Here is a 15,165-nt window from a genome sequence, read left to right on the forward strand (position 1 = left end):
TCGTCAGCACCGACCCCTGAGCCTCCAGGACGGAGCGCGGTGCGAAGTTCTCCGAAGCGATCATCTCCAACGTGTTCTGCTGGCGACGCAACTCAGAACCCACCGCAGCAGCGACCTCCGGGTCGACGGACGGCAGCGACTGGTCGAAGGTGCCGGCGACACCTCCGGTGCTGGGCAGACTCATAGGGCTCCTTCCGCGCTGGGGATCAGCAGAGGAGTCGAAGGACCAACCCGCGCCAGGAGCCCGCTCCAGGCTGCGACGCAGTTGCCATTCAACTGAAATATCAGATGGCTTTCAGCCTATCAGCGCGGACCGCGCGGTCAAGGGGGTCGCGACATCGACCTCGTCGAGGCCGGGCGCGAGCCGGCACCCGGCGACCGACCGGGGCGCCCACGTCCCCTCCCGGGCGCGGGAACCCGCGTCGGCACCCCGAACGTCGATTCCGGTCGAGGTGTTGACCCCCGGCGCGAGCACTGCTTATCTTGCTATCCAGTTGATATATCAGTGTTCTTCCAGATGTGACGACCGGAGCGGTCACGGCCACACCGGTCGAACCACCCGTCGACGAGGTTTCCGGACCTCACGACGACCGGTCCCGCACGACGGCTTCGGCGGACGCTGAGGCGTCCCACCGCACCGACCCCCTGCGGGACCACGTCGCCCCGCGCGCAGACCGGCGAAACGTTCCTCGGGAACCGGACTCCGAGTCGCCCAGCACTCCCGCCCGCCAGCAACCCCCGCGCAGTGGTCGCCACCGCAGACCGTTAGGAGACCAGCATGAGCACGACCCCTCGAGTCGTCATCATCGGAGCCGGGATCGTCGGCGCCAACCTGGCCGACGAGCTGACCGAACGCGGATGGGACCAGGTCACCGTCCTCGACCAGGGTCCGCTGCCGCTCACCGGCGGGTCCAGCTCGCACGCGCCCGGGCTCGTCTACCAGACCAGCGGCTCCAAGGCGATGACCGAGTTCGCCACCTACACGGTCGACAAGCTCGCCAGCCTCGACTCCGAAGAGGGGTGGTGCTTCAACAAGGTCGGCGGGCTCGAGATCGCGACCACGCCGCAGCGCCTCGACGACCTGCACCGCAAGCAGGGCTGGGCGAGTTCCTGGGGCGTGTCCGGTGAAATCCTGTCCCCCGAGGAGTGCGCGAAGCTGCACCCGCTGCTCGACCCCGACGAGATCCTGGGCGGATTCCACACCCCCGGCGACGGGCTGGCCAAGGGCACCCGGGCGGTCGTCGCGCTCGCCCGACGCGCCGAGGCCCGCGGTGCGCGCTTCCACGGCCGCACCCGCGTGCTCGGCATCGACCAGCACGGCGGGCGCGTCACGGGTGTGCAGACCGACCAGGGCGAGGTGCCCGCGGACATCGTCGTCTCGTGCGCGGGCTTCTGGGGCAAGGCCATCGGCGAGATGGTCGGCATGCGCGTGCCGCTGCTGCCGATGGCCCACCAGTACGCGCGCACGGGGCAGGTCCCCGAACTGATCGGGCGCAACGACGAGCACGTCGAGGCTCAGCTGCCGATCCTGCGCCACCAGGACGCCGACCTGTACTACCGCGAGCACAACGACTGCATCGGCATCGGCTCCTACGCGCACCGGCCGATGCCCGTGGACCCCGCGAACCTGCCGCAGGGCGGGGACGTCGACGAGGCGTCGATGCCGTCGATGCTGCCGTTCACCGAGGAGGACTTCGCCCCGTCCTGGGAGCACAGCAAGCGCCTGCTGCCCGCGCTGCGGTCCACGAAGGCCGAGACCGGCTTCAACGGGATCATGTCGTTCACCCCCGACGGCGGACCGCTGATCGGCGAATCGCCCGACGTGTCCGGGTTCTGGATCGCCGAAGCCGTGTGGGTCACGCACTCCTCCGGGGTCGGCCGCGCCGTCGCCGAACTGCTCGTCGACGGCCGCAGCCAGATCGACCTGCACGGCTGCGACGCGGCGCGGTTCGACGAGATCGAAACGAGCGAGGAGGTCGTCGCGGAGACCGCGCAGCAGAACTTCGTCGAGGTCTACGACGTCAAGCACCCGCTGCAGCCGAAGTTCTCCCCCCGCGATCTGCGGGTCAGCCCGTTCCACGCGCGGCAGAAGCAGCTCGGCGCCGTCTTCCTGGAGGCCCACGGCTGGGAGCGGCCGCACTGGTACGAGGCCAACGCGCCGCTGGTCAAGGACCTGCCCGTGGAGTGGCAGCCGCCGCAGCGGGATTCCTGGTCGGCCATGTACCACTCGCCCGTCGTGGCGGTCGAGGCGTACAAGACCCGCAACGCCGTGGCCATGTACGACATGACCTCGCTGAAGCGGCTGGAGGTCACCGGCCCCGGCGCGCTCGCCTTCCTCGACCGGCTCACCACCGGCAAGATGGGCAAGTCGGTCGGCGCGGTCACCTACACCCTGATGCTCGACGACGCCGGCGGCGTGCGCAGCGACATCACCGTGGCCCGACTCGGCGAGCAGTCGTTCCAGCTCGGCGTCAACGGCAACCGCGACCTCGACTACTTCCACCGCCAGCTGCCGGAGGACGGCGGCGTGCAGGTCCGCGACATCACCGGCGGCACCTGCTGCATCGGCGTGTGGGGCCCGCTGGCGCGCGACCTGGTGCAACCGCTCAGCCGGGACGACTTCTCCCACGAGGGGTTGAAGTTCTTCCGGTGCCAGCGCGCCCACATCGCCGGAATCCCCGTGACGGCGATGCGCGTGTCCTACGTCGGCGAACTCGGGTGGGAGATCTACACCAGCGCCGAGTACGGCCAGCGGCTCTGGGACGTCCTGTTCGAGGCCGGGCGCGACCTCGGCGTCGTGGCCGCCGGACGCGCCGCGTTCAACGGCCTGCGCCTGGAGAAGGGCTACCGCGCGTGGGGCGCGGACATGACCACCGAGCACAACCCCTACGAAGCGGGTGTCGGTTTCGCCGTCCGGTGGAACAACGGCGACTTCGTCGGGCGCGAGGCCCTCGCCGGCATCGACACCGACGCGGTGTCGCGCCGCCTGAGCTGCCTGACCGTCGACGACGGGCGCAGCGTCGTGCTCGGTTCCGAACCCGTGCTGCTCGACGGTGAGCCCGCCGGCTACATCACTTCCGCGGCGTTCTCGCACACGCTCGGCACACCGATCGCCTACGCCTGGCTGCCCGCCACGGCCACCCCGGGCACCCCCGTCGACATCCAGTACTTCGGCCGCCGGGTGCGCGCCACCGTCGCCGAAGAACCACTGGTGGACCCGGAGATGAACCGCATCCGTCGATGACCGCCCACCCGTCCCCGCCGCAACGGCCACCGCTCAGCGTGCCCGCGAGCGGTCCCGGTCGGCCGGTCCCGGTCGGCACTGCCGACCACCGGCAGGGCCGGCCGGGACCGGCGCGGCTCGCCCCCGCCCAGTTGGGAGCGCGCATTGACCCTGTCAGTCTTCGATCTGTTCAAAGTGGGCATCGGCCCGTCGAGCTCGCACACCGTCGGTCCGATGCGGGCCGCCTACCTGTTCGTCACCCGGCTGCGCGAGTCGGGAGAACTCCCCCGCGTCTCCCGCGTCCGCTGCGATCTGTTCGGCTCGCTCGGAGCGACGGGGCGCGGCCACGGCAGCGTCCCCGCCGTCGTGCTCGGTCTCGCCGGCGAACAACCCCACCTGGTCGACCCGGTCGCCGCGGAACCCGCGGTGCGGGCCACGCGCGAGGAGGGGGTGCTCAGCCTCGGCGGGGAGCGCAAGATCGCGTTCACGCCGGACGAGGACGTCCTCCTGCACGGCGAGGAACGGCTCGACTTCCACAGCAACGGGATGCGCTTCACCGCCCACGACGATGCGGGGGACGTGCTCCAGCAGCGCGAGTACTACTCGGTGGGCGGCGGTTTCGTCCTCGACGAGGACGAAGCCCGCAACCCCGCTCCGGTCGAGACCAGCACCCCGGTGCCCCACCCGTTCCACACCGCCGAGGAGCTCCTCGCCCACGCCCGCGACACCGGGCTGACCATCAGCGAGATCATGCTCGCCAACGAACGCACCTGGCGCAGCGAGCAGGAGATCCGCGACGGGCTGCTGCACATCTGGTCGGTCATGCAGGACTGCGTCGACCGCGGCACGAGCACCAGCGGCACGCTGCCGGGGGCGTTGCAGGTCCGCCGCCGCGCCGAGGACCTGCGCCAGCGGTTGGAGTCCACCACCGCGACGGACGAGGCCCTGCCCGCGCTGGAGTGGGTCACCCTCTACGCCCTGGCCGTGAACGAGGAGAACGCCGCCGGCGGCCGCGTGGTCACCGCCCCCACCAACGGCGCCGCCGGGATCGTTCCTGCCGTGCTGCACTACGCCCGGAACTTCCTGCCCACCTTCACCCCCGACGCGGCCGTGCGGTTCCTGCTCACCGCCGGCGCGATCGGGATCCTGTTCAAGGAGAACGCCTCGATCTCCGGGGCCGAGGTCGGCTGCCAGGGCGAGGTCGGCTCGGCCTGCGCCATGGCCGCCGCCGGACTCGCCGAGCTCCTCGGGGCCGCACCCGAGCAGGTGGAGAACGCCGCCGAAATCGGCCTGGAACACAACCTCGGGCTGACCTGCGACCCCGTCGGAGGGCTCGTGCAGATCCCCTGCATCGAGCGCAACGCCGTCGCCTCGGTCAAAGCCATCACCGCCGCCCGCATGGCTGCGCACGGCGACGGGACCCACGTCGTCTCCCTCGACAAGGCGATCGCCACGATGCGCGCGACGGGAGCGGACATGCAGGACAAGTACAAGGAGACCGCCCGCGGCGGGCTGGCTCTCACCATCGTGGAATGCTGAGGAGAACCCCGTGACCCGCTCGTTCATCCTGACCCTGAGCTGTCCCAACCGCACCGGCATCGTCCACGCCGTCAGCTCCTACCTGCTCGAGCACGGCTGCGACATCCGCGAGCACCAGCAGTTCGACGACACGGTCCGCGAACGCCTGTTCCTGCGCACGCACGCCGCGGCTGCCCACGACGTCGACCTCGACGAACTCTCCCGCGGCTTCGAAGCCATCGCCGCCGACTTCGAGATGAGCTTCAGCTTCTCCCCCGACCGCAACGCCCGCGTGCTCGTGATGGTCTCCAAGCTCGGCCACTGCCTCAACGACCTGATCTACCGCTGGCGCGCCGGCAGCCTCAGCGCCGACATCGCCGCCGTCGTGTCCAACCACGACGACCTCCGCCCGATGGCCGAAGCCGCCGGCCTGCCCTTCATCCACATCCCGGTGACCCCGGAGACGAAGCCGCAGGCCGAGGCCCGCCTGCTCGAACTGGTCGACGAGTACGACGTGGACCTCGTCGTGCTGGCCCGCTACATGCAGGTCCTGTCCGAGCAGACCTGCAAAGCCCTGCACGGGCGCTCCATCAACATCCACCACTCGTTCCTGCCGGGGTTCAAAGGTGCGAAACCCTACCACCAGGCCTACTCCCGCGGGGTCAAGCTCGTGGGGGCCACCGCCCACTACGTCACCTCGGACCTCGACGAGGGGCCGATCATCGAGCAGGAGGTGATCCGCATCGACCACACCCACGACCCCGCCGCGCTGCAGACGGTCGGGCGAGACGCCGAGGCGCTCGCGCTGTCACGAGCGGTGCACTGGCACTGCGAGCACCGGGTACTGCTCAACGGCCACGGCACCGTCGTCTTCCGGTGAACACCGCGGGAGACACCGCGCACCCGTGCGCCGCACGTCACGCCGGGTTCGGCGGGCCTGCGGACACTCGACCGGTTTCTCCCCCTGCGGTAGTCTCCGGGGACCGGAGCCCGCACCCCCGTTGTCCGTGCCCGTGGTCTTCACCGACACCCGCAACGCCTCCGGAGGTTGCTGGCCCATGATCTTCCACTGTGGAATTTCGCGCACCGCGAAGGCGGGACTTCCGTGAGAGCTCGCTCGCGGAGCGCGCGAAACGACCTCATCGGGAACCGCACCGTCACCAACACCCCGATCGCCCCGCGAGGACCGCCGATGACATGTTTCCGGTGGGCGGCGTGCCATCCCCCGCGATCGCGCCGGGACCGCCGGCACACCCGACATCCGAACACCCTTCGCACACCCGACCGGTTCGTGCCCCGCACCGTGGCGCCCGCGTCAATCGACGTCCCGGGCGTCCCGGGTCCGCACCCGTGCTGACGCCGGTAACGCACATTCCCCATCCCACCCGATTCGAGGAGCGCTGCCATGACGACTGGTGAAATCGCCGCTTCCACCGAGGAACAGGGGCTCCCGGAGAGCCTTCGCGAGACCCTCCCCGGCCACTACTACACCGATCCCGACATCTTCCGCGCGGAACAGGGCTCGATCTTCGAATCCGGGTGGTTCTGCGCCGTGCTCAGCGCGGACCTCGCCCGCCCCGGGCAGTACGAGACCGTGCAGATCGGACGTGAGAGCGTCATCGTCGTCCGCGGGCGCGACGGCACCATCAACGCCCACCTCAACGTGTGCCGCCACCGCGGCGCCCGGCTGTGCACCGAGGAGAGCGGGGAGGTGCGGCGCGCCTTCCAGTGCCCGTACCACGCCTGGACCTACTCCCTGGAGGGCAAGCTCGTCTCCGCGCCGAACCTCACCGCGATGTCGGACATCGACCGGTCCGAGTTCGGGCTGCACCGCGTGCACGTGCGCGAGTGGCTCGGCTACGTCTGGCTGTGCCTGGCCGAGGAACCGCCGTCGTTCGAGGACACCGTCATCAACGACGTCACCAACCGCCTGGGCACGCCGGAGGCGATCGTCGGCTACCAGGTGGACGAGCTCAAGCTCGGCCGCCGGATCGAGTACGACGTCAAGGCGAACTGGAAGCAGATCGTCGAGAACTTCATGGAGTGCTACCACTGCGCGACCATCCACCCCGAGCTGACCGAGGTGCTGCCGGAGTTCGCCGACGGGCTCGCCGCGCAGTACTTCGTCGGGCACGGCGCGGAGTTCGGCGAGGAGGTCCAGGGCTTCACCGTCGACGGATCGGCCGGGTTCGAACGGCTCCCGGGCGTGAGCGAGGAGCAGGACCGGCGCTACTACGCCATCACCGTGCGCCCCCAGGTGTTCGTCAACCTCGTCCCCGACCACGTCGTCTTCCACCGGATGTTCCCGGTCGCCGTAGACCGGACGATCGTCCGCTGCGACTGGCTCTACCTGCCCGACGTCATCGACTCGGGCGCCGACATCGAGCGCTCGGTGGAACTGTTCCACCGCGTCAACCAGCAGGACTTCGACGCCTGCGAGCGCTGCCAGCTCGCGATGGACTCGCGCTCCTACAAGGACGGCGGGGTGCTGGTCCCCAGCGAGCACCACATCGGGGAGTTCCACGACTGGGTGCGTCAGCACGTCGGCTGATCCGCAACTGACGAGCCCCGTGCGGACGCGACCGTCCGCACGGGGCTCGCGGTTCGGTGCAGCACGGGAGCTCCTCCGGAAGGCACGGCCTGCGCGCGAGGAACCTGCGCGCGAGCTCTCGTTCGACACGGCGGAGCCCGCTCGTGCTCACCGGTCGTGCGGATCCTGAACCGGCCGCACCGTTCCGCGACGCCCGGTCGCCCGCCGGTGCGGGCCACGCGCACCGGCGAGCGACATCTCAGGAATTCTCGCGCGGGGACTCCATCGGGACCCCGTCCGCTGACAGCGGCGGCGGGGGGAGCTCGGCGCTGGAGGTCAGCGGCGCCGCACCCGCCAGCGGCCGGCCGGCGTGCTCGCGCAGGAAGTACGTGCTGGCGATGCCGACGAGGCCCGCACCGATGAGGTAGTAGCCGGGCCAGTCGAGGTCGCCGGTCGCCGTCGTCGCGGTTTCGATGACCGTCGGAGCCGTGCCGGCGAACAGCGACACGGACAGGTTGAAGATGACCGCGAGACTGCTGTAGCGGATCATCGTGGGGAACAGCGCCGGCAGCACCGAGGGGGACACCGCCGCGAAGCACATGAGGATCAGACCGATGATCAGCAGTCCGACGATCTGCCCCAGCAGCCCCTCGCGGAGCAGCCACACCGCCGGCAGTCCCAGGACGACGAGGGAAACGCTGGCGGTCATGAGGACCGGTTTGCGGCCGATCCGGTCGCTCAGGCGCCCGACGGGCAGGATCGCGGCGACCATCACGACCATGACCGCCACCTGCAGGGCCGTGGCCACCGCGTCGCTCGTGCCGCTCTCGTCGTAGCGGGGCAGCGTTCCCGTCAGGTAGGCGGGGATGTAGTTGGTCAGCACGTAGTTGGTCACGTTCCACGCGATGGTCACGCCGGCCGCCACCAGAGCGGCCGTGCGGTAGTGCCGCCGCACGATCTGCACGGCCCGCCGCACCGACATCGTGACCAGCGCCGGGGAGCGTTCCATCAACTGCCGGAACGCGGGGGTGTCCTCCAGCCGCATCCGCAGGTAGACACCGGTCAGCCCCAGCGGCAGCGCCAGCATGAACGGCAACCGCCATCCCCACGACAGCAGCGCGTCCTCCGGCAGGACGGCGATGAGCGTCCCGCACACGCCCGCACCGAGGGCGTATCCGATCAGCGTGCAGAACTCCAGCCAGCTGCCGAAGAACCCCCGGCGCCGGTCCGGCGAGTACTCGGCGACGAGGGTCAGCGCCCCGGTGTACTCCCCACCGGCCGAAAAACCCTGCAGCATGCGGATGATCAGCACCAGCACCGGGGCGGCGAGGCCGATTGCACCGTAGCTCGGCACCAGGCCGAGCAGCACCGTCACCACCGCCATCAGCAGCAGGGTCGCCGACAACACCTTGGTCCGACCGAGGCGATCACCGATCCACCCGAAGACGAACCCGCCCAGCGGCCGCATCACGAACGCGGCGGCGAAGGCGGCGAGCGCCAACGTCGTCGTCCACTGGCCGGCATCGGGGAAGAACACCCGGTCGAGCACCACCACCGCCAGGTAGGAGTACAGCCCGAAGTCGTACCACTCGGCGATGTTGCCCACCGACGCCGCCGCCACCGCCCGGCGAACGGTGCGCTCCTCCTGCACGACGGGCGGAGTGATGCCCCACCGCGGCCCTCTCGACTGATCGGTCATGGAACTCCCCCGACGCGTGCACGTGCTGCTGCAACACCGTACCGCGTTCCCGGAACAACCCCCCACCCTTGTGAAGCGCATCGACAATTGATATATCTGTGTAACGTAAGCCACAGACCCCGCGAGGTCAATGCGGCTACCACCGGCTTCGCGCTCTCGCCGAAGCCACCTCGCCGAACAGCCCGAGCTGCGGCACTGCGCCCGGGAGGCACTAAATCTCCGCATCCGGGGCGCGGGCGCACATCCCGAGTGCGCCCGTGCGCTCCGGGGCGGTGCAAACACACTCCGTGCGCGCTGCGAAGCCGGAACACGATCGTCACCGGAGGCTGCAACTCCACCATTGACGACCGGCACCTCGAGCCGCATTCTGTGTGTTGCGTAATTCACTACAAGTTCCGGAATGCGCAACAGGAGGCGGGATGATCTTCGTAGGTGAGCTGTCCGACCTCCCTCCCGGGGAGTCGGTCCGGGTCGAAGGCGACGTCGCGATCGCCGTGTTCAACGTGGACGGTGAGCTCCACGCGATCGACGACACGTGCACGCACCAGGACGCGTCGCTCTCCGACGGATGGCTGGAAGGCTGCGCCGTTGAATGCCCCTTGCACGCAGCCTGCTTTGACCTGCGGACCGGCCGACCCGACGGCCCACCCGCGAAGAAGCCCGTCCGCACGCACGAGGTGAGCCTCCACGACGGGCTGATCTACGTCCACGAGTCGACCCGTGCCGGCGCCGACACCGTCGCAGCGGCCGACGCGGTTGCAGAAGAGGTGAGTTGATGGAGCGGATCACCGTCGTCGGCGCATCCCTCGCCGGCCTGTCCAGCGCCCGGGCGCTGCGGAACCACGGCTTCGACGGGCGGATCACCGTCATCGGCGCCGAGAAGCACGCCCCCTACGACCGTCCACCCCTGTCCAAGGAGTTCCTCGCCGGAGACGCGTCCGAAGACGACATCCGCCTGGCCGAAGACGACGACGCGGAACTCGAGATCGACTGGGTGCTGGGACGCGCAGCCACCGCTCTCGCCCCGCGGGAACGACACGTGCTGCTCGACGACGGAAGCCGCGTCGACTCCGACGGCCTCGTGCTGGCGACCGGAGCCCGCGCGCGGACGCTACCGGAGTCGGTCCCCGACGGGGTGCACACGCTGCGCACCCTCGACGACGCCCACGCCCTGCGGCGGGAGCTCGCCCCCGGAGCGCGCCTGGTCGTCATCGGTGCCGGATTCATCGGAACGGAGATCGCCTCGACCGCTGCCGGGCTCGGGTGCGAAGTGGACGTCGTCGACGCGGCAACGGTTCCCCTGGAGCGGGTGCTGGGAGCCGAGATGGGAGCCGTGTGCAGTCGATTGCACGCCCGCAACGGCGTGCGGTTGCATCCCGGTAGCCGCTTGGCCGAGCTGCTCGGGCAGCCGCGCGTCAGCGGTGTCCGCCTGACCGACGGACGCGAACTGCCGGCGGACGTCGTGGTCGTCGGCATCGGCGCCCAGCCGAACGTCGAATGGCTCGAAGGATCAGGCGTCTCGTTGGACGACGGGATCCGCACCGACGCCCGAGGCAGGACCAACATCCCCGAGATCGTGGCCGCCGGCGACTGCGCGAACGCCTACCGCACCTACACCGCCGCACCGATGCGACTGGAACACTGGACCAACGCCCTGCACCAACCCGCGGCCAGCGCCGCGGCACTGCTCGGCCAGGAGCACACCGCACCCGCCCACCACGCGGTGCCGTACTTCTGGTCCGACCAGTACGGCCACAAGATCCAGTTCGCCGGCCACCGCACCGAGGACTGCACGGTCCACGTCGACGAAGGCAACCCCGACGGGGACGGATTCCTCGCCGTCTACACGAACGCCCACGGCTCACCGACCGGAGTGCTCGCGATCGACCGCGGCCGCTCCTTCGGACGCTGGCGCCGCCGGCTCGCCGCACGAGAATGACGGCACCGGTACCGCGCTGAACGAGGAAACGTCCTCGTGGGAATGCCGACCGCGCAACCCGCACCCCGACAAACAGCACCGCGTGACGAGCCGCCGGAGGTCCGGCGGCTCAGACCACCGAGCGGATCGCCTCCTCGAAGCTCAGCACGTGCTCGCGTGCCAACTTCTCCGCTTCCTCGGGCTCCCTCTCACCGATCGCTCGGAGCAGGTCCGAGTGTTCACCGACGTGGCTGTCGAAATCCACCATGCGCTCCAGGAAGAGGCAGAATATCCGTGTTGCCAGGTTGTCGTAGCGAACCAGGGTGTCCTCGAGGTGCGGGTTGCCGGCAGCGCTGTAGATGGTGCGGTGCACGTGGAGGTCCCAGCGCATGAGTTCGTCGCGGCTGAGCGAGCGCACGTCGACCTCGTCGAGGGCGTCGGCGAGCTCGACGACCTCGTCGAGGACCTCCGCGTTGGCGTACTCGGCGGCCCGGCGCGCCGCCAGCGGCTCCAGCTGCACCCGCAGCTCGGAGATGTAGGCGAGATCGGTGATGTCGACCGCGGTCGCGAACGTTCCCCTGCGCGGGTACGACACGACGAGGCGGTCGCCCTCGAGGCGCTTGAGCGCTTCGCGCACCGGGGTGCGCCCGATGTCCAGCGACCGGGCGAGCTCCGCGTCGTCGATCGCGGTCATGGGAGGGATGTCGAGCATGATCAGGCGATCACGAATCGCCACGTAGGCCTTCTCGGCCAGCGAGGCGTAGGCAGGTTCGCTGGTCGTCACTGATTCCACCGCAATCCCGACGTCACAACACTTGACATATCAGCAGTGTATCTGTCGGCGGAACGACGTCCACCGCGTTTCGTGCTACACGTCACGATCCGCGAGGATCATGCCTGTTCAGCCGCACGTCAACGCAGCGCGGAGCCGGCCGCTGCCGGTGGTGAGCGGCGCGGCCCGCCGAGCTCCGGACGGGGGAACCCGTTCCTCCCCCGCGCCCCGTTCGGCACCTCGTCCGGTGACGAGAGCATGTCTCTTGGTCGATGCCCCAGCAGCGTTGGTTAGAGTGGGAATCATGCTGAGGGCACTCCAGTCGAGTCGCGGGCGCACCGCGCTGCTCGTGCTGTTCGCGCTTTCAGCATTTTTGATGTGCACGCTGCCGCCGCACCATTCGCAGATTCAAACTGCAACGCAGACGGGCGCTACCGCCACCTCCGGCGGCCATCCGGGGACGGCCGCGTTCCACGCCGACGAGGCGGTTTCAACGTCTGCGGCGGCGGACCGGCAGACAGGTCCCCACCCAGAAGGGGACGAGCACCCGAGCCCGGTGTGCCACGTCACGAGCGACCACGTGATGGACGCGATCAAGCGGTTCGCGCCCTCCGCGCAGGGCGATCTCCTGGCGCTCCTCGGCGCACTGGTGGTGGTCCTCGCCGGGGCTGCGCACCTGGACACACGAGCACGCGCGCGATGGCGGTCGACGCGCCCACCCGGTTTGCTCGCTGGTTTCCCCCTCCTGATCACCCTCGGTGTGTCACGAACCTGATTTCACGGCCGCAGGCCGGTGTCTCGCTGAATTCGAGCTGAGTTCACGCTGAGAGATGTTCCGGCCCCTTCTCAGTTCTCCGACCGTGCGGCGGGTACTGCCACTGGGCTGGTGCACCCGCCCATTGTCCGGAATTTCCTCGTTCTTCACCGGTCGCCGGGAACGGCGGCCGGTCCCCATTCCCGTGAACGCGGCTGAGCTCCCCGCGTGCGCCGCGGTGGAGCGGCCAGGAGGTTTGTGGTGACATACGATTCCGTTCTGGATTGCGTCGGTTCGACTCCGCTGGTGCGGTTGCGGCGGTGCTTCCCCGACCCCGCGGTGGAAGTGCTGGCCAAGCTGGAGATGCTCAACCCCTGCGGGAGCATGAAGGACCGCCCCGCCCGCCACATCGTCGAGCAGGGCGTGCGCGAGGGGCGACTGGTACCGGGGATGCGGCTGGTGGAGAGCACCTCCGGCAACCTCGGTGTGGCGCTGGCCGTGGCCGCCCGCACGCACGGTTTGTCCTTCACCGCGGTGGTGGACCCGAACACCTCGTCGACGAACCTGCGGTTGCTCGAGCTGTTCGGGGCGGACGTGGACGTGGTCACCGAACCCGACGAGGCGGGTGGGTACCTGCACACCCGGGTGCGCCGCGCGCAGGACCACGCCGAGGCGAACCCCGGGGTGGTCTGGGTCAACCAGTACGCCAACGAGCGCAACTGGCGGGCCTACTACGACACGCTCGGGGCCGAGATCCTGCAGCAGGTCGACGGCCCCATCGACTACCTCGTCGCCCCGGTATCCACCACCGGGTCGCTGCAGGGAACGGCGCGCCGGCTGCGCGAGGTGAACCCGGAGCTGACGGTGGTGGCCGTCGACGCGGTGGGGTCGGTGATCTTCGGGGCGCCGCCGGCGAAACGCCACATCCCCGGTTTCGGCGCCAGCCGCGTGCCCGAGATCTTCACCCCCGAGGAGGTCGACGGGGTCGTCCACGTCGCCGACCCCGATTCCGCCGCCGGCTGCCGGCGGCTGGTCGAGACCGAGGGCCTGCTGGCCGGCGGTTCCTCCGGGGCGGTGATCGCAGCGCTGGACGCGCTGTTGGAGGGCTTTTCCGAGTCCGCCCGGGTGGTCACGTGGTTGCCCGATCGCGGCGAGCGCTACCTCGACACGATCTACGACGACACCTGGGCCGAGGACCTCAAGCACCGCGCGAGCCGAGCCGATCTGACGGAGGTGCCGTGACCACCGCCGAGCGCGTCCAGCGACGCAACCTCGTGCTGCTGTGGGCCAGCCAGTTCACCAACACCGCCGGGTTGATGATGCTGGTGCCGATCATGCCCTTCTACGTCGAGGACATGGGCCTGACCGGCACAGCCGCGATCCAGACGTGGGCGGGAGCGGCCATCGCCGCCCCCGCCCTGGCGCTGACCGCGGCGACCCCGTTGTGGGGCCGCGTCGGCGACCGCGTCGGGCGGCATTGGATGGTCGTGCGCGCCCTGCTCGGCCTGGCCGTGTCGATGCTGGTCATGGCCTTGGCCAGCAACCCGATCACGCTGGTGCTGGGCCGACTGCTGCAGGGCAGCCTCGGCGGCGTCGTCGAAGCCGCGCAAGCCTTCGCCGGGGCCGCCGGACCGGGGAACGAGCGCGGATCGGCGCTGGGCAAATCGTTCAGCGCCACCGCCGCGGGCTCCCTGGCCGGGCCGCTGGCCGGCGGTGCGCTCATCGGGGCCGGCCAGCTCGGTGGCCTCATGGTCGCCATCGCCGTGCTGGCCGCCGTGCTCGCCGGGGCGTGCGCCCTCGGGTTGCGCGAACCACGCGCCACCGCGCCCGAGCCCCCTCCGGCGCAGGAGCGGACCGCTGCGGACGGGCGCGCCCGCCGAGCGGGCTTCTGGCACGTGCCCGGAGCGCTACCGCTGGCCGCGGCCGCGGTCGGGGTCTACTTCGGCGTCTACGGGTTGATCCCCGTCTTCGCCGAACACGTCCAGCAAAGAGTCACTCCCAGCCAGGCGGGGCTGTGGGTCGGGATCTTCCAATCCCTGACCTGGGGCGCGACGCTCATCGCCTCCTTCTGGTGGGGTCGGCACAACGACCGCGCTCAGCGACCGGTGCGGGTGCTGGCGATCGCCGCGGGTGTCTGCGCCGTCAGCATCGCCGCCCAGGCGCTCCCGCTCGGCATCGCCGGCCTGATCGTGCTGCGACTGCTGCAAGGAGCGGGCTTCGCCGCCCTGGCCCAGTCGTTGTTCTTCCACTTCAGCAGGCACGCCCCGGAAGAGCGCCGCAGCGGCTACGTCGGCACTGCCAACAGCTTCCTGCTGGCCGGCCAGTCCGCCGGGCCGCTGCTCGCCGGCCCCGTGTCCGTGGTCCTGCCCGGTCGGGCAGCGATCGCGCTGATGGGCGCTGCGTGCGCCGTGGCGTGCGCGTGCTGCCTCCGAGCCGCACGCGCCGAGCGCGCCGGTGCGGACGCCGGAAGCTCTCCCGGGGACGCCGGGAGCGCTCGGAGCAGCACCGCCCCGCGCTCGGCCGCTGCGCTCCCGCCGGTGCGTCGCCGCATGAGCGGCGAACTCGACCTCCCGACCGAGGGCACCGTGCCGAACCTCCCGCGGGTGGACGAGCGCCCCTCCGGAACCGCCCGCCCATCGCCGCCGCGGTGATCCACCTCGTCGCGTCGTACCTGAGTGGACCTGGTCCTGCTCCGCGGAGATCGCTGACGACCCCGGTGCGCACCGGCCCGCCGTCGGGACGCTGCCGCGT

11 protein-coding genes and 1 pseudogene are annotated in these 15,165 nt (G+C 70.3%); 9 read left to right on the top strand and 3 right to left on the bottom strand.

Annotation, left to right across the window (positions count from 1 at the left end; all coding sequences use genetic code 11):
* Positions 1 to 184, bottom strand: a pseudogene (locus ACYVJE_RS21390) (serine hydroxymethyltransferase); the annotation flags it as partial.
* Between the two features lie 594 nt (positions 185 to 778).
* Here ACYVJE_RS21390 and ACYVJE_RS21395 point away from each other — a divergent pair.
* From ACYVJE_RS21395 to ACYVJE_RS21410, 4 genes are all read left to right on the top strand, one after another.
* Entirely contained in the window at positions 779 to 3,244 is a 2,466-nt protein-coding gene (locus tag ACYVJE_RS21395; protein ID WP_461145864.1) for a GcvT family protein, read from the top strand.
* Between the two features lie 144 nt (positions 3,245 to 3,388).
* On the top strand, positions 3,389 to 4,762 hold the full coding sequence (locus ACYVJE_RS21400; RefSeq protein ID WP_459156209.1) for an L-serine ammonia-lyase: 1,374 nt from the start codon (positions 3,389 to 3,391) through the stop codon (positions 4,760 to 4,762).
* A gap of 10 nt (positions 4,763 to 4,772) precedes the next feature.
* On the top strand, positions 4,773 to 5,621 hold the full coding sequence (purU, locus tag ACYVJE_RS21405; protein ID WP_461145865.1) for a formyltetrahydrofolate deformylase: 849 nt from the start codon (positions 4,773 to 4,775) through the stop codon (positions 5,619 to 5,621).
* Between the two features lie 525 nt (positions 5,622 to 6,146).
* Entirely contained in the window at positions 6,147 to 7,292 is a 1,146-nt protein-coding gene (locus ACYVJE_RS21410) for an aromatic ring-hydroxylating oxygenase subunit alpha (RefSeq protein ID WP_461145866.1), read from the top strand.
* Positions 7,293 to 7,530: 238 nt separating this feature from the next.
* On the opposite strand, the gene ACYVJE_RS21415 is transcribed toward ACYVJE_RS21410, so the two are convergent.
* Complete coding sequence (locus ACYVJE_RS21415) at positions 7,531 to 8,970, bottom strand: MFS transporter (protein ID WP_461145867.1); 1,440 nt, start codon at positions 8,968 to 8,970, stop codon at positions 7,531 to 7,533.
* Positions 8,971 to 9,389: 419 nt separating this feature from the next.
* Here ACYVJE_RS21415 and ACYVJE_RS21420 point away from each other — a divergent pair, with 419 nt between their 5' ends.
* Both ACYVJE_RS21420 and ACYVJE_RS21425 read left to right on the top strand, forming a co-directional pair.
* A complete protein-coding gene (locus ACYVJE_RS21420; RefSeq protein ID WP_461145868.1) occupies positions 9,390 to 9,746 on the top strand; it encodes a bifunctional 3-phenylpropionate/cinnamic acid dioxygenase ferredoxin subunit in 357 nt (118 codons plus the stop codon).
* Positions 9,746 to 10,909 carry an NAD(P)/FAD-dependent oxidoreductase gene (locus tag ACYVJE_RS21425; protein WP_461145869.1) on the top strand — a complete coding sequence of 388 codons (1,164 nt, stop codon included), beginning with the start codon at positions 9,746 to 9,748 and terminating at the stop codon, positions 10,907 to 10,909. Before ACYVJE_RS21420 ends, ACYVJE_RS21425 begins: the two co-directional genes overlap by 1 nt.
* Positions 10,910 to 11,018: 109 nt before the next feature.
* Here the strand turns inward: ACYVJE_RS21425 and ACYVJE_RS21430 are convergent, their stop codons facing one another.
* Entirely contained in the window at positions 11,019 to 11,672 is a 654-nt protein-coding gene (locus tag ACYVJE_RS21430; RefSeq protein WP_459156215.1) for a GntR family transcriptional regulator, read from the bottom strand.
* Positions 11,673 to 11,964: 292 nt separating this feature from the next.
* Here ACYVJE_RS21430 and ACYVJE_RS21435 point away from each other — a divergent pair, with 292 nt between their 5' ends.
* The 3 genes from ACYVJE_RS21435 (at position 11,965) to ACYVJE_RS21445 (ending at position 15,065) form a co-directional block, all read left to right on the top strand.
* On the top strand, positions 11,965 to 12,435 hold the full coding sequence (locus ACYVJE_RS21435; protein ID WP_459156216.1) for a hypothetical protein: 471 nt from the start codon (positions 11,965 to 11,967) through the stop codon (positions 12,433 to 12,435).
* Between the two features lie 240 nt (positions 12,436 to 12,675).
* Positions 12,676 to 13,656 (top strand): 2,3-diaminopropionate biosynthesis protein SbnA, encoded by a 981-nt coding sequence (gene sbnA, locus ACYVJE_RS21440; protein WP_459156217.1) that lies wholly within the window; start codon positions 12,676 to 12,678, stop codon positions 13,654 to 13,656.
* Positions 13,653 to 15,065 (top strand): MFS transporter, encoded by a 1,413-nt coding sequence (locus tag ACYVJE_RS21445; RefSeq protein ID WP_461145870.1) that lies wholly within the window; start codon positions 13,653 to 13,655, stop codon positions 15,063 to 15,065. Before sbnA ends, ACYVJE_RS21445 begins: the two co-directional genes overlap by 4 nt.
* The last annotated feature ends 100 nt before the right edge of the window (positions 15,066 to 15,165 follow it).

This window comes from Salinifilum aidingensis (genome assembly GCF_054782015.1).